Origin of the sequence: Massilia timonae CCUG 45783 (genome assembly GCF_000315425.1) — a bacterium.
Lineage (GTDB): Bacteria > Pseudomonadota > Gammaproteobacteria > Burkholderiales > Burkholderiaceae_D > Telluria > Telluria timonae.
Genome location: NZ_JH992929.1, coordinates 1 through 17,856 on the forward strand (window position 1 = coordinate 1; position 17,856 = coordinate 17,856).

The 17,856-nt window shown below is 57.1% G+C and carries 17 protein-coding genes, 2 rRNA genes and 1 pseudogene; 14 read left to right on the forward strand and 6 right to left on the reverse strand.

From position 1 onward, the window contains the following. Both HMPREF9710_RS26235 and rrf read left to right on the forward strand, forming a co-directional pair. A 23S ribosomal RNA gene (locus HMPREF9710_RS26235) occupies positions 1-737 on the forward strand; the annotation flags it as partial. Positions 738-880: 143 nt separating this feature from the next. Next, positions 881-993, forward strand: a 5S ribosomal RNA gene (gene rrf, locus HMPREF9710_RS26240). 216 nt (positions 994-1,209) lie between these two features. Here rrf and HMPREF9710_RS26245 read toward each other — a convergent pair. From HMPREF9710_RS26245 to HMPREF9710_RS26260, 4 genes are all read right to left on the reverse strand, one after another. Next, the gene (locus tag HMPREF9710_RS26245) at positions 1,210-1,551 is read right to left on the reverse strand and encodes a DUF1840 domain-containing protein (protein WP_040778602.1); all 342 of its coding nucleotides are present in this window, start codon (positions 1,549-1,551) and stop codon (positions 1,210-1,212) included. 76 nt (positions 1,552-1,627) lie between these two features. Beyond that, positions 1,628-3,163, reverse strand: a complete 1,536-nt coding sequence (locus HMPREF9710_RS26250) for a putative ABC transporter permease subunit (protein WP_005671558.1) — start codon at positions 3,161-3,163, stop codon at positions 1,628-1,630. Then, positions 3,160-3,894, reverse strand: coding sequence for an ABC transporter ATP-binding protein (locus HMPREF9710_RS26255; protein WP_005671560.1), 735 nt, complete (start codon positions 3,892-3,894; stop codon positions 3,160-3,162). Before HMPREF9710_RS26255 ends, HMPREF9710_RS26250 begins: the two co-directional genes overlap by 4 nt. A 7-nt stretch (positions 3,895-3,901) precedes the next feature. Then, the gene (locus tag HMPREF9710_RS26260) at positions 3,902-4,432 is read right to left on the reverse strand and encodes a hypothetical protein (protein WP_229409943.1); all 531 of its coding nucleotides are present in this window, start codon (positions 4,430-4,432) and stop codon (positions 3,902-3,904) included. A 247-nt stretch (positions 4,433-4,679) separates the two neighbouring features. Between HMPREF9710_RS26260 and HMPREF9710_RS26265 the strand changes: the two genes are divergently transcribed. Then, positions 4,680-5,630, forward strand: coding sequence for a GlxA family transcriptional regulator (locus HMPREF9710_RS26265; protein ID WP_005671562.1), 951 nt, complete (start codon positions 4,680-4,682; stop codon positions 5,628-5,630). Between the two features lie 17 nt (positions 5,631-5,647). Here HMPREF9710_RS26265 and HMPREF9710_RS26270 read toward each other — a convergent pair. After that, a pseudogene (locus tag HMPREF9710_RS26270) lies at positions 5,648-6,247 on the reverse strand (ATP-binding protein); the annotation flags it as partial. A gap of 111 nt (positions 6,248-6,358) precedes the next feature. Here HMPREF9710_RS26270 and HMPREF9710_RS27510 point away from each other — a divergent pair. From HMPREF9710_RS27510 to HMPREF9710_RS28170, 5 genes are all read left to right on the forward strand, one after another. Next, complete coding sequence (locus HMPREF9710_RS27510) at positions 6,359-7,510, forward strand: tyrosine-type recombinase/integrase (protein WP_081590028.1); 1,152 nt, start codon at positions 6,359-6,361, stop codon at positions 7,508-7,510. Beyond that, positions 7,507-8,775: a hypothetical protein gene (locus tag HMPREF9710_RS28160; protein WP_005671566.1), complete on the forward strand. Its 1,269-nt coding sequence runs from the start codon at positions 7,507-7,509 to the stop codon at positions 8,773-8,775. The genes HMPREF9710_RS27510 and HMPREF9710_RS28160 overlap by 4 nt, the downstream gene beginning before the upstream one ends. Before the next feature lie 85 nt (positions 8,776-8,860). Next, positions 8,861-10,195, forward strand: a complete 1,335-nt coding sequence (locus tag HMPREF9710_RS26275) for an IS4 family transposase (protein ID WP_040775003.1) — start codon at positions 8,861-8,863, stop codon at positions 10,193-10,195. 647 nt (positions 10,196-10,842) lie between these two features. Next, positions 10,843-12,486 carry a site-specific integrase gene (locus HMPREF9710_RS28165; RefSeq protein WP_157225776.1) on the forward strand — a complete coding sequence of 548 codons (1,644 nt, stop codon included), beginning with the start codon at positions 10,843-10,845 and terminating at the stop codon, positions 12,484-12,486. Between the two features lie 2 nt (positions 12,487-12,488). Continuing rightward, entirely contained in the window at positions 12,489-12,881 is a 393-nt protein-coding gene (locus HMPREF9710_RS28170; RefSeq protein ID WP_157225777.1) for a TetR/AcrR family transcriptional regulator, read from the forward strand. Between the two features lie 104 nt (positions 12,882-12,985). Here HMPREF9710_RS28170 and HMPREF9710_RS27515 read toward each other — a convergent pair whose 3' ends face one another. Next, positions 12,986-13,369 carry a hypothetical protein gene (locus HMPREF9710_RS27515; protein WP_229409944.1) on the reverse strand — a complete coding sequence of 128 codons (384 nt, stop codon included), beginning with the start codon at positions 13,367-13,369 and terminating at the stop codon, positions 12,986-12,988. Positions 13,370-13,890: 521 nt separating this feature from the next. Between HMPREF9710_RS27515 and HMPREF9710_RS27520 the strand changes: the two genes are divergently transcribed. The 6 genes from HMPREF9710_RS27520 to HMPREF9710_RS26305 form a co-directional block, all read left to right on the forward strand. Beyond that, on the forward strand, positions 13,891-14,103 hold the full coding sequence (locus tag HMPREF9710_RS27520) for a helix-turn-helix domain-containing protein (RefSeq protein WP_307161855.1): 213 nt from the start codon (positions 13,891-13,893) through the stop codon (positions 14,101-14,103). 750 nt (positions 14,104-14,853) lie between these two features. Continuing rightward, entirely contained in the window at positions 14,854-15,081 is a 228-nt protein-coding gene (locus HMPREF9710_RS27525; RefSeq protein WP_005671569.1) for a hypothetical protein, read from the forward strand. An 11-nt stretch (positions 15,082-15,092) separates the two neighbouring features. Continuing rightward, on the forward strand, positions 15,093-15,401 hold the full coding sequence (locus HMPREF9710_RS26290) for a hypothetical protein (protein ID WP_040778612.1): 309 nt from the start codon (positions 15,093-15,095) through the stop codon (positions 15,399-15,401). A 67-nt stretch (positions 15,402-15,468) separates the two neighbouring features. After that, positions 15,469-16,548, forward strand: a complete 1,080-nt coding sequence (istA, locus tag HMPREF9710_RS26295; protein ID WP_005663623.1) for an IS21 family transposase — start codon at positions 15,469-15,471, stop codon at positions 16,546-16,548. Beyond that, on the forward strand, positions 16,545-17,330 hold the full coding sequence (gene istB, locus HMPREF9710_RS26300) for an IS21-like element helper ATPase IstB (RefSeq protein ID WP_005663619.1): 786 nt from the start codon (positions 16,545-16,547) through the stop codon (positions 17,328-17,330). The genes istA and istB overlap by 4 nt, the downstream gene beginning before the upstream one ends. 95 nt (positions 17,331-17,425) lie before the next feature. Then, positions 17,426-17,856 (forward strand): SEL1-like repeat protein (locus tag HMPREF9710_RS26305; protein WP_218918230.1); only part of this gene is annotated, 431 nt, incomplete at its 3' end.

The window sequence follows — 17,856 nt, forward strand, 5'->3', positions numbered from 1 at the left end:
TGAAATACCACCCTGGTTCATTTGAGGTTCTAACCTTGGTCCGTTATCCGGATCGGGGACAGTGCATGGTAGGCAGTTTGACTGGGGCGGTCTCCTCCTAAAGTGTAACGGAGGAGTTCGAAGGTACGCTAGGTACGGTCGGACATCGTGCTAATAGTGCAATGGCATAAGCGTGCTTAACTGCGAGACCGACAAGTCGAGCAGGTACGAAAGTAGGACATAGTGATCCGGTGGTTCTGTATGGAAGGGCCATCGCTCAACGGATAAAAGGTACTCTGGGGATAACAGGCTGATTCCTCCCAAGAGTTCATATCGACGGGGGAGTTTGGCACCTCGATGTCGGCTCATCACATCCTGGGGCTGTAGCCGGTCCCAAGGGTATGGCTGTTCGCCATTTAAAGTGGTACGTGAGCTGGGTTTAAAACGTCGTGAGACAGTTTGGTCCCTATCTGCCGTGGGCGTTGGAAATTTGAAGGGGGCTGCTCCTAGTACGAGAGGACCGGAGTGGACGAACCTCTGGTGTACCGGTTGTCACGCCAGTGGCATTGCCGGGTAGCTAAGTTCGGAAGAGATAACCGCTGAAAGCATCTAAGCGGGAAACTTGCCTTGAGATGAGATTTCCCGGAGCCTTGAGCTCCTTGAAGGGTCGTTCGAGACCAGGACGTTGATAGGCTGGGTGTGGAAGTGCAGTAATGCATTAAGCTAACCAGTACTAATTGCCCGTACGGCTTGTCCCTATAACCTTGGTAGTCCAAGGTCGAGTACAGCTGCTCGATACAAAGCTACAACCCAACTTACTTCTTCCAGATTCAGAGCCTTGCCCACGTAGAGTTGGCGGCTTCGCCGCCGACGCGTTCAAGCAAAGCTCGTACAAGTCATGCCTGATGACCATAGCAAGTCGGTCCCACCCCTTCCCATCCCGAACAGGACCGTGAAACGACTTTGCGCCGATGATAGTGCTGCAACCAGTGTGAAAGTAGGTTATCGTCAGGCTAGTTATATAGAAAAAGCCCGCCCAGTTGAACTGAGCGGGCTTTTTTGCTTTCCGGCCTTGGAAAGCCTTCTGGATCTGGTTCAACGATCGGGAATTCATGCATCCGCCGAACGCGTCGGCGGCAGAGCCGCCAACCCTACGGCAGGTGCTGATCCGAATACAGGGTTGGCAGCTTCGCTGCCGACACGTTCAACCAGCCTCGATTCAAGCGAAGCTCAAACACCCCACAAGATATCGGTCTTGTTGTCCCGCGCCGATCGCATCATTTCCAGCAGCGGATACATCCGTGCCGAGAAGGTGACCACTTCGATCGGCTGATGGTCGTGGTCGTCTTCATCGCGATGGTGCGCCTGGACGTCTTGCGCCACCTGATCGGTCGCCTGGTGCTTGCGGCTCTCTTCGATCTCGGCCTCGAGCAGAGGGATCACGCGTTCCGCTTCTGCCGCGGTGATGACACCGCGTTCCGGTTCCTTGTGCAACAGGTCGAGGATGCGCTTGGCATGCTCCTGGTACATCAAGACCTCTGGGTAGGATCTGCATTTAAAGGTAATCAACATGGCTATCTCTTGGTATTGTTAGTGTCTAAACGATAGCACGACTGACGCAGGCGCACAGTGCGCGCGCTCGCACAACTCAGGCACGTTTCACCCTCAGGACCCAAGCGGCCCCGAGCACCACGACGGCCAGCGCACCGCTCCCCGTCACCGCCAGCGCGCTCGTATCCGACAAGGGCGAGCGCGTCGCCCCAGCCAGGAACCAGCCCAGCGCGCCCCAGGCCAGGCTGTTGAACATCTCGAGCATATTCATCACCACGCCGCCCTTTCCGCGGCCCTTGAAGTTGCTGCGCACGCCAGGCCGGCCGCACCAGAACACGATCAGCCCGGCGCCCAGCACGGCGCCGCCCACCACAAAACAGACGAGCAGCCCTGTGGCGGGCATACGGACGGTCAGCCACAGCAGCGGGACCGCCACCAGTGCCAGCACCGGCATGATGGCCGCCGCCAGTTTTGCGCGCCGCACCGTGGCCAGCGACGCGGGCGACACCAGCAGCAGGTCCGGCGCATCCTCGGCCGACAGCGCGATCCAGGCCAGCGCGCCGGTCAGCGAGCCGCACAGCAGCGCCAGCCCGGTGCCCAACGCCTGCACCTGCACGTCAGAACGCTGGAAGATGAGGAAGAACAGCGGCAGCAGGAACAGCAGCTGCAGCAGCACCTGCGACAGCAGATGTGGATCGCGCACGACCAGGCGCCACTCCTTGACGACGACGGTCGAGAACAGACTGCGCCCGAAGCGGGGGCGCAGCGGCGCCGTGGGCGCCGTGCCCGCGCGCGCCGCCGATGCCGCCAGTTGCAGGCCATGCGCGAAAAAGCGGTGGGTGCGCCGCGCGGTCAGCACGAACACGACAGCAGCCAGCGCGGCCAGCAGCAGCATCGGCAGCGGCTCACCGAGCATGGCGCGCGCCGGCAGCAGCAAAGGGTGATCACCCATGCCATCCTGGCGCAACAGGCCGTCCAGCATCTCGCGCACGCGGCCTTGCGACTCCCTGGACGAGAGCGAGTGCAGCTGGGATGCGATGACGAACAGCGCCCCAGCCAGCGCTCCGATCACCTGCGCCACCACGCGGGTACGGCGCGCGCCGAGCACGCGCACCAGGCCGAGCGTGAGCAGCATCGCCGCGCAGCTGCACAGCGCCGCCACCGAGATCACGCCCGGATAGACGCCGAGCCAGGGCCACTGCCCCTGCAGCAGGCCGGCATGGGCGAACGGCGCCAGGAAGAACAGGTACACGGCGGCGGTGCTGGCCGCCACGCCGGCCAGGCGCACGCTGAAGATGCTGTACGAGGGCAGGGGCGACGACAGCAGCAAGTCGAGATCACTGCGCTCGAACAGCACCAGGACGCTCGACTTGATCGCCGACGACAGCATCAAGGCCGCGCCGCCTGCCAGCACGGCCGAGATGACGAACAGGATGCGCGGATCGTCGCCCGCCACGCCGGCCAGCCGTTGCACCGTCACCCATCCCAGCAGGTGCAGGGCGGCCCAGCCGAGCAGCGCCAGGCCGATCGCCGCATTGCCGGACCGCCGCTTGCCGGCGCCCGAGGCATTGAACCAGGCCAGCCGCAGCTCATGCCGCAGCAGCCAGCCGACGCTGCCCGGCGCCGCCCTCATGGCGTGGCCGTCAGCTGCAGGAACACGTCTTCCAGGCTGCCGCCCCGGGTGCGCGCGCGCAGCTCGTCCAGCGTGCCCTCGGCGATCAGGCGCCCCTGGCAGATGATCCCGATGCGCTGCGCCAGCCGCTCCGCCACTTCGAGGATGTGCGTGGTCAGGATCACCGTGCCGCCCTTGGCCACGTGGGCCAGCAGCAAGTCCTTCACCTGGCGCGCCGCCGCCGCATCCAGGCCGGTGAGCGGCTCGTCGAGGATCAGGAGTTCAGGTTCGTGGATCAAGGCCCCGGCCAGCGCCAGCTTCTGCTTCATCCCGCGCGAGAACCCTTCGGTCAGCTCGTGCGCATGCCGGCTCAGGTCGAGCCAGTCGAGCAGCTCACGCGCGCGCGGCTCGGCCTGGTCGGCGCGCACGCCCCACAGCCCGGCCACGAATTCCAGATACTCGAAAGGCTTGAGCTTCCCGTACAACATCGGCTCGTCCGGCAGGTAGGCCATCCTGGCCTTGGCCGCCGCCGGCGCGTCGGCCAGGTCGATGCCGAGCACCTCGATGCTGCCGGCGTCCGGCGCCAGCAGGCCGCTCACCAGCCGCAGCGTGGTGGTCTTGCCGGCGCCGTTCGGGCCGAGCAGGGCATAGAACTCGCCGCGCCGCACGACCAGGTCGAGGCCATCGACGGCGGGACGGCCGAAATCCTTGCGCAGGCCGGCCAGGCGCAGGGCGGGTGGATGCGCATTCATGAAAGCCTCACAGGGGCGCGAACGAGGACAGGAACTGGTCGACCTGCTCGGGCGGCGTCGCATTCGCCGGTCCGAGCACGATGACCTGGTAGAAGCGCTCGCCGCGCGCCTCGAAGCGGCCATGCAGGCGCATCGGCTTGCCGTTGGCGGCGCCCGTCGCCTCCACGCGCAGGCCGTCCCGGGCCACCGGCGCCGGCGCCGCATCCGTGCCGGCGCCGATATTGCGCAGCAGGGCCAGGCGCATCGCCGGCAGCGCGGCGCGGGCGCGCCCGGCATCGGGCGCCGTGGCGGCGCCGACGGCGAAGGTGGCGCCTTCGACCTCGGCCGCCGTCATAGTCATCTCCACCTGCAGGCCGTCGAGGTCCACCGCGCGCGTGAAGGTGGCCGGCTTGGCCGGGAACAGGATCTTGTAGCGTCCTTCCTGGCTCGTGTGCTCGCGCCAGTTATAGGTGGGATTGCAGCCGGCCAGCAGGCTGGCCGCCAGCATGGCCGGGACGAGGAAGCGCAAGCGCATGCGGAGCGGATTCGGTGGTCGCATGGATGGGTCAATAGCGGGGTGCATGGCACGATAGTAGCAGCAGCGGCTACCTCCCTTGCCGTTTTGGGGGAGGGCGGCGACGGTATTGTCTGGACATGGCGGCATGCCCGGATGTCCTGAATCACGGGTCTATATCGGCGCCGGCTGGAACGTTCTGCGACCCGGCCTCCGCCGAAAGATGGAGGACTTCGGCCCGCCCGGCGCGTCTTGGCGTATTATTTTCTGTATTGCGCATTCCAGGATCATCATGAAACGCAGAATCGGATTCCTGTTCCCGCCCGGCTTCCAGGCGCTCGACCTGATGGCCACCACCGTGTTCGAGATCGCCAACGGTCTCGACGGCGGGCCGTTCTATGACATGACCATGCTGTCGGAGCACGGCGGCGTGCTCTCCAGCTCGTCCGGCGTCGGCGTGTTCACCGAAGCTTTCGACCGGCGCGACTACGACACCCTGATCGTGGCCGGCATCATGACCCCGGTCGGCTTCAAGTCGAGCGCGCCCTTCCTGAACTTCCTGCGCGAAGCCAGCGCGGCCTCGCGCCGCACCGCCAGCATCTGCACCGGCGCCTTCATCCTGGCCGAGGCCGGCCTGATCGACGGCCGCCGCGCCACTACCCACTGGGCCCTGGCGCGCGACCTGCAGCGCGCCTGTCCAAAGTCGCGCATCGAGGAAGACCGCATCTACATCAACGACGGCCGCGTGTGGACCTCGGCCGGCATGACCGCCTGCATCGACCTGTGCCTGGCGATGGTGGAGGAAGACCTGGGCAAGGACGCGTCGAAGCACATCGCGCGCCATATGGTGGTCTACCACCGCCGCAGCGGCGGCCAGTCGCAGTTCTCGGCCCTGCTCGAGCTGGAGCCGAAATCGGACCGCATCCAGCAGGCGCTCACTTATGCCAAGAGCCACCTGCGGCGGCCGCTGTCGGTCGACGAGCTGGCCGAGGCGGCCAACCTCAGCACGCGCCAGTTCAGCCGCAGCTTCCGCCTCGAGACCGGGCAATCGCCGGCGCGCGCGATCGAGGTGCTGCGGGTCGAGGCGGCGCGCGCCATGATCGAGACCAGCAACCACTCGATCGACGTGGTCGCCCGCGAGACGGGCTTCGCCGACCCCGAGCGCATGCGGCGTGCCTTCCTGCGCGCCTTCGGCCAGCCGCCGCAGGCGATCAAGCGCGCGGCGCGCGAGCAGGCGCTCTAGGCCCAGGCGCAGACGGATCAATCGTCGCGCAACGCGCGCCGGTAGCCGATCGCCTCGGCCACGTGCTTCGACCGCACGTCGTCCACGTCCGCCAGGTCGGCGATCGTGCGCGCCACCTTGAGCACGCGGTGGTAGGCCCGCGCCGACCAGTGCAGGTGCCGGGCGGCATCGTGCAGCAGCCGGCGTCCGGCTTCGTCGGGCGCGCAGTGGCGGTCGATCTCGCCCGGCCCCAGGTGGCTGTTGGGCCGTCCCTGGCGCGCGAGCTGGCGCGCATGGGCGCGCGCCACCCGCTGCGCGATGCTCGCGCTCGGTTCGCCATCGGCCTGCGCGCCCATGCTATCCGGCGCCATGGCCGCCACCGGCAGCTGGATGTCGATGCGGTCGAGCAGCGGCCCAGAAATGCGGCCCTGGTAGCGCAGCACGGCGTCCGGCGTGCAGCGGCACTTTCCGCTGGCGTGGCCCAGCCAGCCGCAGGGACAGGGATTCATCGCCGCGATCAGCTGGAAGCGCGCCGGAAAATCGGCCTGGTGGGCCGCGCGCGAGATCGTGATCGATCCGGATTCCAGCGGTTCGCGCAGCACTTCCAGCACGCGGCGCTCGAACTCGGGCATTAGGTCATATCTTCTGTCTGTATGTTTTCTACGGCAGGGTTGTCATGTACGCTCCCCATACCATCCTCAGGATGAGCACTCGCCCAGTGAGTAGCGTAAGCACGAAAGAAACCCTATATGCCCAAAAGTACTCATTACTACTCTAAAACACTAAAAAATTCTGATTCTCGTTCTTTCACTAACTTATGTGAACTCGCAGGTGTCGGAAGAGAGATCGACATAGATATTGAACGGCGGTTCATCGATATCCCATCAATAGCGGTTGTACTCAATGAAATAGGACATCCCGTGTATGCCCCGACGATGTTTCTTGCCGAACGAGCGTTGATGGCAAAAAGTACAACAGGTGCAACTGTCAAGACGTATGCAGAGGGATTGATCTGCTGGCTACAATTTCTCAAAACAAAGGGTTTAGAGCTTGAACAAGCGACTGAAGAAACTCTTGGCCTTTTCAGAGCGGCGCTTTCAAACGGAAAACAACGGAACAATAACATGCGCTATGCCAGCAGCACGGCTAATTTACGCGTCGTCACAGCTGCACTATTTCACACATGGGCACAAGAGACAGGGATATTGAGCTCTCCACTTGGCGCGTACCTAACAACACGTGGCCCAACCTCCACATCGTGTCGCAATTTTGTGAGAACTGTACGACGCCATCCAAGAGTAATAAGTCAAGAAGAAATAACAGCAATCCTGTCCGTGGCAAGGGATCCCTATCGGCTAATGTTCCAATGGGGACTTGTTACAGGAGCAAGACGTTTTGAAATCTGCAGTCTTAAACTAAAGCACTTGCCTACTTGCGACACTCTCAACTACGCAGCAAATGATTTGGTATCAATCTCTTTATTACGCAAAGGGGGAAGGGAGCTGTCATTGGTGGCACCCGTATCCTTGATTGAACGTACAAATTGGTATTGTCTCACTGAACGACCCCAACAAACTTCTGCTATGCCAAGAAATGTCTTCATAAACCAAAGGAAGAACGCAGTTAGTATAGAAGCGTTAACAAACGAATTCCGCCGCTGTGCTGATTTGGTGGGCTCAAATGCAACGCTGCATATGCTTCGGCACACCTACGCAACCAGGGTTCTAGATTTTCTGCAGCGTTCTGAGCGCGATGGAGACACGAGTAATCCACTTAAAACACTACAAGTCTTAATGGGACACTCAAAAAGTGAGACAACTCAAATTTACGTTCATTCACTATCTGTAAATAGCCAAGCAGTCCACGGCGCTTTGTCATTCTTGTATGGGATAACAGAATGAGAATCGCCATCACACAAAATTGGAACGGCGGCGTACTCCAGCTCTGTATGCCAGGCGGTCGCGTACTGTCCGAATTTGACTTCGACGCACTTGGACTTAGTGCTACGCAGACCGAAGTTTTATCGAAGGCATTTTTGCCACTAGCAGGTCACACCTCCTTAGAATCGCAGCGGCAGTATTGGCGATCAATAAGAAAGTTTGCCGAGTGCCGACGAATTTTAGGATATGCGAACGAGTTAAGCTATGCCAAAGAAGCGCTTCAGGAATTTGCCGACCGTTTAAGGGGGGAAGGCTTATCTCCAAGCACGTGTCAATCCCACTTTAATACCATAAAGAGTATTTTCGTATGGGGGCAACGTAACTATCCCTCACTGTTTGATGACCGGGTTGGCATGGTAATAAGACCATTTTTGCGATCTGAGCCGAAACCACGAAATTATCTTGACGAGAGCGAGCAGAAAAAAGTGTTACGCGCTTGTTACGCTGCAATGGACGAGGTCGAAGCGAGACTACAAACAAGCTCCCGATTGCTATTAGGCGACGAAGAGCTATCTAAATCCGAAAAAGAATTGTCGGATATAGTACGTAGTTTGCTTGCTATTGGAAAAGGAATGTTGCCAACGCAAAAGATTCTCGACGGCGCGGGAAGCAACTTGAGACGTAGGGTGAGCGAGGTCGGAGGGCTACGTTATCTAAATAGACTGATTTGGATGACTCCGGAAGCAATGTTTCCATTTTACTTGGCAATCGTAATCCAAACAAGTGGAAATCCTATGGCGATTATGGGCCTAAATGTTTCCTGTATTAGACCGCACCCGTTACGAGAGGACATCGAGCGTCTCGTCTGGGAGAAGCCAAGGGCGAGGTCCGAGCAAATTATTGACTTCCCAAAAGGAAAGGATAAAACGGCCACTAACATTGTTCGCCGTTATGCGAACCTAGTTTCCAGCCTCAGAGGTCACTGTGTCGAAGGCGAAGCCGAACGGCTGTTTATCTGCTTACAAATAACGCCGAGGAAAGTTGCCGTCCCGTGTATGCAGCTAATGCATTTAATGCTTGACTCGTTCATCGAAAAATACGCGCTTCCGAAGTTCGATTTTCGCGACATACGCATAAGTGGTGCAAGATCTCATCACCGCGCCGGACGAAGTTTAGAAGCGGCGCGGTTGCGCCTAAACCATAGAGATGTTCGCACGACTCAGAGATATACGTCCTTAGATGCACCTCGTTATACACAAGTCCGCCAGCCTCACCACGCCGGCTGAAAATCCCGTTTACTTTCAATGACTTGCCAGCGCCCTTGTAAACCTTTGCAAAATCGCGTTTACTCTCGTCTTTTGCGTGGCGCAATTGGCGAGCAAATCGAAGGGATGGACCGATTCGGAGTTTGAGCAACTCGACCTGGGCGACGCGCGCCTGAACCGGCGAGCGAGGACACTGATGGAAACAATGGCGGGGGCACCGACGGCGAGCGTGCCAAAGGCCTGTAACGGCTGGGGTGAGACGATGGCCGCGTATCGCTTCTTCGACAATGACGGCGTCGACTGGCGGGCAATCCTGGAGCCGCACTGGCAGCAAACGGAACAGCGAATGGCCGAGCAGTCGGTGGTGCTGTGTCTGCAGGACACGACCGAACTGGACTTTAACGGACAGCAGGCGCGCGGCCTCGGACCGCTCAGCTATGAAGCGCAGCGCGGCATGTACGTCCACCCCACCTACGCGGTGACGACGGCGCGCGAGCCGCTGGGGATCCTGGACGTGTGGATGTGGGCGCGCGCGCTGCGCGACACCAACGGCCAGCGCGGCGGCCCCAAGGAAAGCCTGCGCTGGATCGAAGGCTACGAAAGACTGGCGGAACTGGCACCGCGCCTGCCCGCCACGCGCTTGGTGTATGTGGCCGACCGCGAGGCGGACATGCTGCCCTTGATGGCGCGGGCGCAGCAGCTCGACTGCCCGGTGGACTGGCTGGTGCGCGCCGCGCACAACCGCTGCTTGCCCAACAGCGAGAAGCTGTGGCCGCATGCCACGGAAGGCGCGCCGCTGGGGGAAATCGAGTTCGCGCTGGCCGCGCGGCCGGGCGCCAAGGCGCGCATCGTGCGCCAGCAGCTGTGGGCACGCCGGGTCGAACTGAACGCGGGCAAGGGCAAGGTGGTGACCGCCACATGCATCGTGGCGCGTGAACACGGCGCTCCGGCCGGCGTCAAGCCGATCGAATGGCGCCTGCTGACGAACCGGGTCGCCACCAGCGCGGCCGAGGTGGCCGAATTGATCGACTGGTATCGCGCCCGCTGGGAAATTGAAATGCTGTTCAATGTGCTCAAGAACGGCTGCAAGGTCGAGGAACTTCAGCTGGGCACGATCGAGCGCATCGAGCGCGCACTGGCGCTGTACTTGGTCGTAGCCTGGCGCATTGCCTATCTGGTACGCATGGGCCGTACCTGCCCGAACCTGGATGCCCACTTGTTCTTTGATCCCGATGAGATACGCGGCGCCTACTTGCTCAACAAATTACGCCCCCAGCCCAACCCGGCGTTAAACGAAGTAATACGCTTGATCGCCCGCGCGGGCGGCTTCTTGGGCCGAAAAGGTGATGGCGAACCTGGTGCCAAGACCCTCTGGGAAGGGCTGCGCGACGTGCGCGCCTCAGCTCTCACCCTTCAAGCACTACGCGAACTTGGAGACTGACGAGTTGTGTATAACGAGGTGCCTTAGATGACCGTGCTGTTGAACATGCGGGAGCTATCCGCACCTACCAAGGGCAGCTCATAAAGATGAGCAGAGAATATGGAAAAAATAAAGACAAGATCAATCAGGAGCCTTTGCACCAGAAGCCTGCCCAAACCATCTTCGGTTTTGAATGTAAAGATCCATTTTCCGGAATAGCAGTAGGCAGCGCAAAAGGGAAGTTGTGCACGCATTTCGCAGGCTGCGCAACATGTCCGGGGGCCATTGTCGTTTTAGATGACGTGAATTCGGTTGCAAGACTTCTTGCGTCACAACGGGCGCTAGTAGAGGCTCGGGTAAGAGCACTAAGCCAAGGATGGTGGCCTCGATACAAAAATTTATACGCTGATACTCTTCGAATAATCGAAAACGATTTACTTCCGCGCATTCTACCTGACATAGTTCATCTGGCCACGGAAACCGCAAAAAACATTAACTTGCCACATTTAGACTGAATGCTATTTATGAAAGTAAAGAGTGCAAGTCGTAGTAAATGGGTCTTTGAGTCATCTGCGTTATATGACGGTGAAGATAGTACTATTGCTTGGTCGAAGCTAATTCCACAATCGATGGGTACTAAGCATCAGCGAGCTTACCTTATGAGGAGCATGAAAGGATTTTTCGCCGCATCTTCCTCTTCTATAATTACAGGGACGCAATACGATCAGTCTACCCTGCAAGTACGATATCGACACATTGTTACTTTGGTGCGCTGGATGGTCGCTAGAGATATCTGGAGGCTCTCGGCACTGACAGAAAACGAATTTGTCGAGTTCATGCAGGAGCGACGCGGAAAATTCACCACGAGTCGGCCGGCGGAAGCTAGTATTGACAACTGGCTAACAGTGGCAGAACAGATGTGGCTGCACCGTCGGAAATATGTCGGAGCGATTCGATTCGATCCAATAATGCTCAAGAGTGAAATATATGCAAGATGTAGGCCTATAAACGCAAGGCCCTTTAAGGCAATCCCCGAAGATGCTGCGCTTCCTCTAATCCGAGACGCACTCGAATGGATAGAGAAATATGGTCCTTATGTTGAGAAAGTGACTACCCAATATTGGGAAAGCAAAATAAGTCAAGTTGGCTTAACGAGCACAGAGAAATATGCGCGTTCGAAAGTCTTTTTTGCGGAACTCGAGAGTGACGACATGTTCGTTACTATCAAACGGATGCTCGCGCCAAATACGACTAAAGGCTACGATATATTGACGAAAGCCGTAATGCATACCCAAGGTGCGACAATAGTAGTTCTTCTTTTTGTATTGGGCCTTCGAAATCGTGAGTTAGTTAGATTGGACTACGACTGTGTTATTGCTGAAAACGAGCCAAGTGGCATAGCATACTATGTCGAAGGGATTGCTGCAAAAAAAGGCGGCCAGAGGAGAAGGTGGGCCATCTTCGATCCAATTGTCCATATCATACAAAATGCTGCGGCGAGTTCAGCTATTTTAAGAAAATACAGCGGTGGTAAAGCATTATTTCTAAACGGTAGACGGCCGTTAGCTTCCCCTTACTTGAAGGTGACACGCATTGAACCGCAATCGGTCGCTAATCGAATGCGAGATTTTGCTACTGCGCCTTACCGTCGTGGCAGCCCTAGGATTTCGAGGCTTCATCCACATGCGGCTCGCAAGACGTTCAGCCGCTTTGCTGTGAAACGCGATAAGCATGCGTTAGAACCCATGGCTTGGCAATATGGGCATGCTTATGCAGAATTTACGGATGGGGTGTATGTAGGGTCTGATATTGAACTCGTAGAGATGATGCAAGAGGAAGAACGGGCAGAACTCGCTCGTTCGCTTGAAGCACTGCTGATCTCAGAGAAAATTGCCGGGAAAGCGGGAGCTGCACTTCAAACAGCTCGTGAGGAACTTTTACAGCACCCCCAATTCAAAGGGAAAGCTGGACTGCAGATGTTAATCAAGCGACTAATTGCAGAGAAAGTAAGGATTGCACCTTGTGATTGGGGCTTCTGTGTTTACTCTATGCAGATATCGGCATGTGAGGGTACCGAGGCAGGACCTAATATAGCTAAGCGATCACCAGAAATATGTGCAGGGTGTGCAAATTTCGTTGTTTCGGAAAAAAACTTGCAGTGGTGGAACGACCGAGCTTTGCGAGACGAGCGGTATCTGCGTGAACCAAATATTCCCGAGCAAAGTGTGACTGTAGTATCGCGTCGACTTGCAGTAAGTCAACGCGTGCTTGCGTCAATTCAAGTATCTCAGCGTCTGGAAGTAGAAAAGTGAATATGAGACCTAAGCCAGGCAAGTCATTAGGAGTAGACACGCGTGTAAAGGCAGCAATTCGAGCCCATAAAGCTGAACACGAACTTGCTACTATGAGCGTGAGTGCAATATGCCGGGCCGCTGGGGTAAGTCGAGCAAATCTTTATGAACATCATCCGGAACTGGTAAAGGAAATTCTCGCTTGGGGAGCGAAAAATATAACCGCAAACGGAAAAAGTCTATCGCAATGTGAGCAGTTAAAGGCTGCGCTAAGGGATAAAAAAGAACTGCAGATACGTTTTAATGCAATTTTAGCTATATGTGTAGAATTACAGGCAGAGGTACGTATGTTAAGGGCAAATGCTTCAAGAACAAATAGGCGTAACCAAAAATCATCTAAAAAATTGGACATCTAGGGTTAGGCAAGGAAGAGGACGAAATTGACTCATTAATTCCGCTATCCATTGATCTGACGAGTGGGCGATACGTTGGGCTAAATGCGCGTCGTCTCGCGAAAGGCCTATGCGTTTGCTCTAGCATCATATAGGGCGTGATGTTCGGGTAAACCACGTTCCTTGAAAAAATTTTCGTGAAGCAATAAGGAGATATGGTATTCAATGTTTCGAAGAATAATCCAAGGTGGAATAAAGTGCATAACTCTTTTAAAAAGTACAGCGTCAGTCTCATGGTCAAAGCAAAGTTCGATGTTTTGATCACGCTCTTTGATGATATTTAGCCAAGACCTGATTAAGGTGGGCAAGGTGTCTTTTTCAACATGAGCGTGCACATCCTTCCCTAATAAAGGGATCACGCTGTGTCTAACGAAATCACTACATTCATATATATCGAATTGTGTTTCGAAGTAGGTTTCTTCCCCTGTCTCTGCAACTAGGCCGATGCTCATTATTTCTGGGGAATGAAGGTTCGTAAACTCGGTGTCAAAGAATACTCGCAGAGGTTTCATGTAAGACCCATTGCCGACATATTACGCTTCAAAAACACGCACATCATAGACTCGAACCTACGCCTAGAACTAGAATTTTTCCGCTTAATGCTGAACACGTAAGAACTGAACAGCCTACTTCTCTTAAAAGCGGCTGCCTGTTTTCGACGACCTCGTTGTTTTAGAGTGCAACATATCATCAAGAATCTGCAGTATTAGTCCAGGAACGCTTACATTCTTCCGGCTGACCAGGGTCGCTGCAGCAGACAAGTTCAACAAGTCTTCGTACATCTTAGCCGGCATACGGATGAAGACTCCTTTTTTCGTCTCTTCCTCGCTCAATTTCTTTCCTTGTAAAAATAATACTACCTTGATGGGTAGGCAATAGCTGGCGCAACAAATGGGCCGTAAATGCCGTGGCCTATTGTGCCCGAAGACTAGACGATGTTGCAATGAAAAGTGCATCGCTAGTCAACGACACCATGACTCTCCGTGCCCTTGGTGCAGCGATCCGATCGTTGAGGACCGAACAGAGGCTGTCCCAGGAGGAGTTAGCCTACCTATGTTCGCTCGACCGTAGCCACATGGGGCGTATCGAAAGGGGCGAACGGAACGTAAGTATCTTGAACCTCGTCCGTATTGCGCATGGTTTGACGTGTTCTCCCTCAGAGATCTTGATGAGGGCAGGCTTATGATGCGTATCTACTGATCAGTGGTTGCCAGACCCGTCATGTGCGCTCAAATTAGGGATAAGTCGTCTTCAAGCTTCCGAGTTTGCCAAGATCAGTCGGGTTTCGGCCTCAACCAGTTCCTCGTCCGACATCGGCTGTAAAGATTCCACTACGAGCCACCTCAGGTACCGCGGTCACCTCTGTCAAGACACGGTTAGTAGTATGCAAGCGCCGACTCCTCACGCATAAGGCTGAGGGAGTGCTGCGTTTCGCGCTGTGCGGTCCCCTCATCCAACCGCTGTAGCGCGCAGGGCTCTAATGAATATTTCTAACCTGGGACTCTGGCGCAGTCGCTGGAGGTAACCGTGTCGAGGCACTGCGCAAGAGCGAGGTCAAGGCCGCGGCTCGGCGCGCTGCGGCGCGACGCGACGCGACGCGACTTCAAGACAACGGTGCGCATATCGGAACAACCAATGCACAGGTAGGGGCATCGAACTCGGGCTGGCCATAGTAAGGCAGAGACGAGGTTAGGCTGCAACCTTCACCTAGCGTTCCGGAGGCGTGAGTGCTTTCGGCGGGTCTAAAAATGGATACGTTATCGTTCGTGCGCAGTCGTTGACCTTCCGCTAAATTTTAGCTATAGTCGGTAACGGCATCATTCGTGGCTCGCATAAGCAAATTACGGATTCTCTTATCTCACTCGAAAGAAATAGTGGGAGGCGGATCTGTATGTCAGTGCGATCAGCCTCCTGAACCTTACTTAGGAGGCTGAAAATGAAAGATCTCGTCCCATCCCCTCTCTCTACTTCTGATCTTCGCAAGCTTAAAGGTCGTGCGCTCGTGCGTATTGATGGCGAGCAGAAGATGCTTGCCTCTGGCCGGCTTGGCGCCGAGCGACTGGTTCTCAACATCGCGCTCGACTACATGGAACGCCATCCAGGCATGACCTGGAGCCAGGCCGTTTTCGCCGCGCAAGCTTACTGCGATCGAGCCCATAGCTAAGCGAGACTGCCATGAATAGGCAAACGACTTCCGTTTCGCATAAAGACACCTCCTATGATCTCCGCATAGGAGGGTGGCTTAAGCATCTTCACAGCGACCTCTCAGAGGCGATCCTCGAGATAGCTACAGAAGAAATTCTCCTTCCTAATGGGCAGAAAGCAGGCATTTACAAGGCTGAAAAAAAGGCAGAATACGATGCTCAGCCCGACAGGCCACGCTCGTCAGCCAAAGAGTATTTGATTAGCTCGTCACAGCGCGATTTTGAGCTTAAGTGGGACGAGCTCATCCGCTTTATCAAAAAGTGTCAGCAGCGGTTGTAAACTGATACAGGCAGCGATTGAAAACTGATACACCATTTTGAGAAGATGGCCGCTTTGCGGAGCGGCCTTGAAACCCAAAGAGGTGTACGTGGAAATCCAACTACTGAAGAAGCATGGGTTAAGCCTTCGGCAGATCGCCGCCGAGGTAGGCTGTGCAGTGAACACGGTGCGCCGGCACCTGGCCCTGGAGGCCGTGCCGAAGTACGAACGCAAAGTCAAACGCCAGACGAAGCTGGCGCAGTTCGAGCAGTACCTGAGGGATCGGCAGCAAGCTGCTCAGCCCGACGTGATTCCAGCCACCGTGCTGTACCGCGAGATTGCCGCGCGCGGCTACGAGGGCGGCATGAGCCAGTTGAGGGCCTTCGTGCGCACCTTGCGCCCGGCGCCTCCCGCCGATCCGGTGGTGCGTTTCGAGACGGCGATGGGTGAGCAGCTGCAGGTGGACTGGGTCGAATTTCGTAAAGGCAGCGCGCCATTGCACGCGTTCTGCGCGACGCTCGGCTTTAGCCGGGCCAGCTACGTGGAGTTCGTCAACAACATGAAGGTGGATACCCTGATCGCCTGCCACGAGCGCGCCTTTGCAGCGTTCGGCGGCGTGACGCGGCGGGTCCTGTACGACAATATGAAGACGGTGGTACTGGAGCGCGATGCGTACGGTGAGGGCGAGCACCGCTTCCACGCCGGCTTCCTGGACTATGCCAGGCATAGCGGCTTCGTGATCAAGCTGTGCCAGCCGTACCGGGCCAAGACCAAGGGTAAGGTCGAGCGGTTCAACGGCTACCTGCGCCGATCGTTCTATGTGCCGCTGGCGAGCCGGCTGGCACAGAGCGGCCAGAAGCTCGACGTCGTGACGGCCAACGTCGAGGTGGCCCACTGGCTGCGCGAAGTGGCCAATGCGCGCATCCACGGCACGACCGGAGAACCGCCAGCCGAAGCCTTGAAGCGGGAAGTGGAGCACCTGCAAGCGCTGCCGGCACCGTGGCGGGCGGACATCGCGGCAGCCAGGCCGCAGCCGGCTGCTGCAGCACCTGCGGCGCCGCGGCCGGCAGCAGTGGTGGAGCGGATCGCGCAACCTTCTCCGGTACAGCATCCGTTGCAGGTGTATGACGCGCTGCTGGTGCGGGTATCGGAAGGGGTGGCGGCATGAACCTGCAGCATGAGCGTATCGCGGCGTTGTGCGAGAGCCTGAACCTGCCGTTCGTGGCACAGGGCTACGGCGCCGCAACCCAGAAAGCAGCGAAACAGGAGATGGCCTACAGCGACTTCCTGGAGGGGCTGCTGAGGGAGGAAGCAGCTGGGCGCAACGTGCGCAAGCAAAACACGATGACCCGTCTGGCAGGATTCCCCGTGGTGAAGACGCTGGACGAATTTAACTATGACTTCGCCAAAGGCGTAAAGCGCAGCCAAGTCGAGGAGCTGGCCGGCCTGGGATTCGTCGAGCGGCATGAGAACGTGGTACTGGTCGGGCCGAGCGGTGTAGGCAAAACGCACCTGGCGATGGCACTGGGTTACAAGGCCACGCAGGCCGGCATCAAGACGCGCTTCACGACGGCGGCCGACCTCATGCTGGCACTGACGACGGCGCATACGCAGAACAATTTGAAAGCGGTGATGCACCGCGCGATCAAGGCATATCGGCTCTTGATCATCGACGAGATAGGTTACTTGCCGATGAACCGGGAACAGGCCAACCTGTTCTTCCAGGTGATCGCGGCCTTGTATGAGCGCAGCAGCCTGATCGTGACCAGTAACCTGCCGTTCGGACAATGGGACACGACCTTTGCGCAGGATACGACGCTCACCGCGGCCCTGCTCGACCGGCTGCTGCACCATGCGCATATCGTGCCGATTGCAGGTGAGAGCTACCGGCTGAAGCACCAGCGACAGGCCGGGATGATGAGGGGGAGCGATGTTGCAGAAATGGGCTGAACACGGACGGTGTTCGGCGACGGCGGTGTATCAGTTTTAAATCGCTGGGACGACGAAATCTGTATCAGTTTTCAATCGCCGTTGACAAAAAGAAAATGAATGATAAATGCGTTCCGCTTTTAATGGCACAGCACAAGCGCTCTATGGCAGAGCTTCAGGAAATTCTAAAGGCAGCGAGCAACGGGCACGTTGGCGCAATGTATTGGATTGGTACTGCTTTAAGTGGCAGAAGGGATGACAATTGTCTGCTGTGGTTATCTATGGCACACAACCAAGGGCATGTCGGGGCGTGCTACGAAATGGCAGGCTATCTTATGTCTGAAGGTAATTACAACGAGGCTTTACGTTGCTTGATAGTATCCGCCGATGGCGGGTGCGATCTCGCCTACATGAGCATCTTTGGCTTTGAAGTCTTGATTAATATGTTCAAGATCAAGCAGGTTAATCTGCTGGAAAACATGTTAGATGAGTTTGCGACAATTCATTCGTCAAGTTCTAGATATCTTAGGGGCATGCTAATGTTTTT

What these genes read in the sequence shown, in the direction of transcription:
- HMPREF9710_RS26245 (WP_040778602.1), bottom strand. Translation starts at nt 1,551, where the DNA reads ATGTTGATTACCTTTAAATGCAGATCCTACCCAGAGGTCTTGATGTAC.
- HMPREF9710_RS26250 (WP_005671558.1), bottom strand. Translation starts at nt 3,163, where the DNA reads ATGAGGGCGGCGCCGGGCAGCGTCGGCTGGCTGCTGCGGCATGAGCTG.
- HMPREF9710_RS26255 (WP_005671560.1), bottom strand. Translation starts at nt 3,894, where the DNA reads ATGAATGCGCATCCACCCGCCCTGCGCCTGGCCGGCCTGCGCAAGGAT.
- HMPREF9710_RS26260 (WP_229409943.1), bottom strand. Translation starts at nt 4,432, where the DNA reads ATGCGACCACCGAATCCGCTCCGCATGCGCTTGCGCTTCCTCGTCCCG.
- HMPREF9710_RS26265 (WP_005671562.1), top strand. Translation starts at nt 4,680, where the DNA reads ATGAAACGCAGAATCGGATTCCTGTTCCCGCCCGGCTTCCAGGCGCTC.
- HMPREF9710_RS27510 (WP_081590028.1), top strand. Translation starts at nt 6,359, where the DNA reads ATGCCCAAAAGTACTCATTACTACTCTAAAACACTAAAAAATTCTGAT.
- HMPREF9710_RS28160 (WP_005671566.1), top strand. Translation starts at nt 7,507, where the DNA reads ATGAGAATCGCCATCACACAAAATTGGAACGGCGGCGTACTCCAGCTC.
- HMPREF9710_RS28165 (WP_157225776.1), top strand. Translation starts at nt 10,843, where the DNA reads ATGAAAGGATTTTTCGCCGCATCTTCCTCTTCTATAATTACAGGGACG.
- HMPREF9710_RS28170 (WP_157225777.1), top strand. Translation starts at nt 12,489, where the DNA reads ATGAGACCTAAGCCAGGCAAGTCATTAGGAGTAGACACGCGTGTAAAG.
- HMPREF9710_RS27515 (WP_229409944.1), bottom strand. Translation starts at nt 13,369, where the DNA reads ATGAGCATCGGCCTAGTTGCAGAGACAGGGGAAGAAACCTACTTCGAA.
- HMPREF9710_RS27520 (WP_307161855.1), top strand. Translation starts at nt 13,891, where the DNA reads ATGACTCTCCGTGCCCTTGGTGCAGCGATCCGATCGTTGAGGACCGAA.
- HMPREF9710_RS27525 (WP_005671569.1), top strand. Translation starts at nt 14,854, where the DNA reads ATGAAAGATCTCGTCCCATCCCCTCTCTCTACTTCTGATCTTCGCAAG.
- HMPREF9710_RS26290 (WP_040778612.1), top strand. Translation starts at nt 15,093, where the DNA reads ATGAATAGGCAAACGACTTCCGTTTCGCATAAAGACACCTCCTATGAT.
- istB (WP_005663619.1), top strand. Translation starts at nt 16,545, where the DNA reads ATGAACCTGCAGCATGAGCGTATCGCGGCGTTGTGCGAGAGCCTGAAC.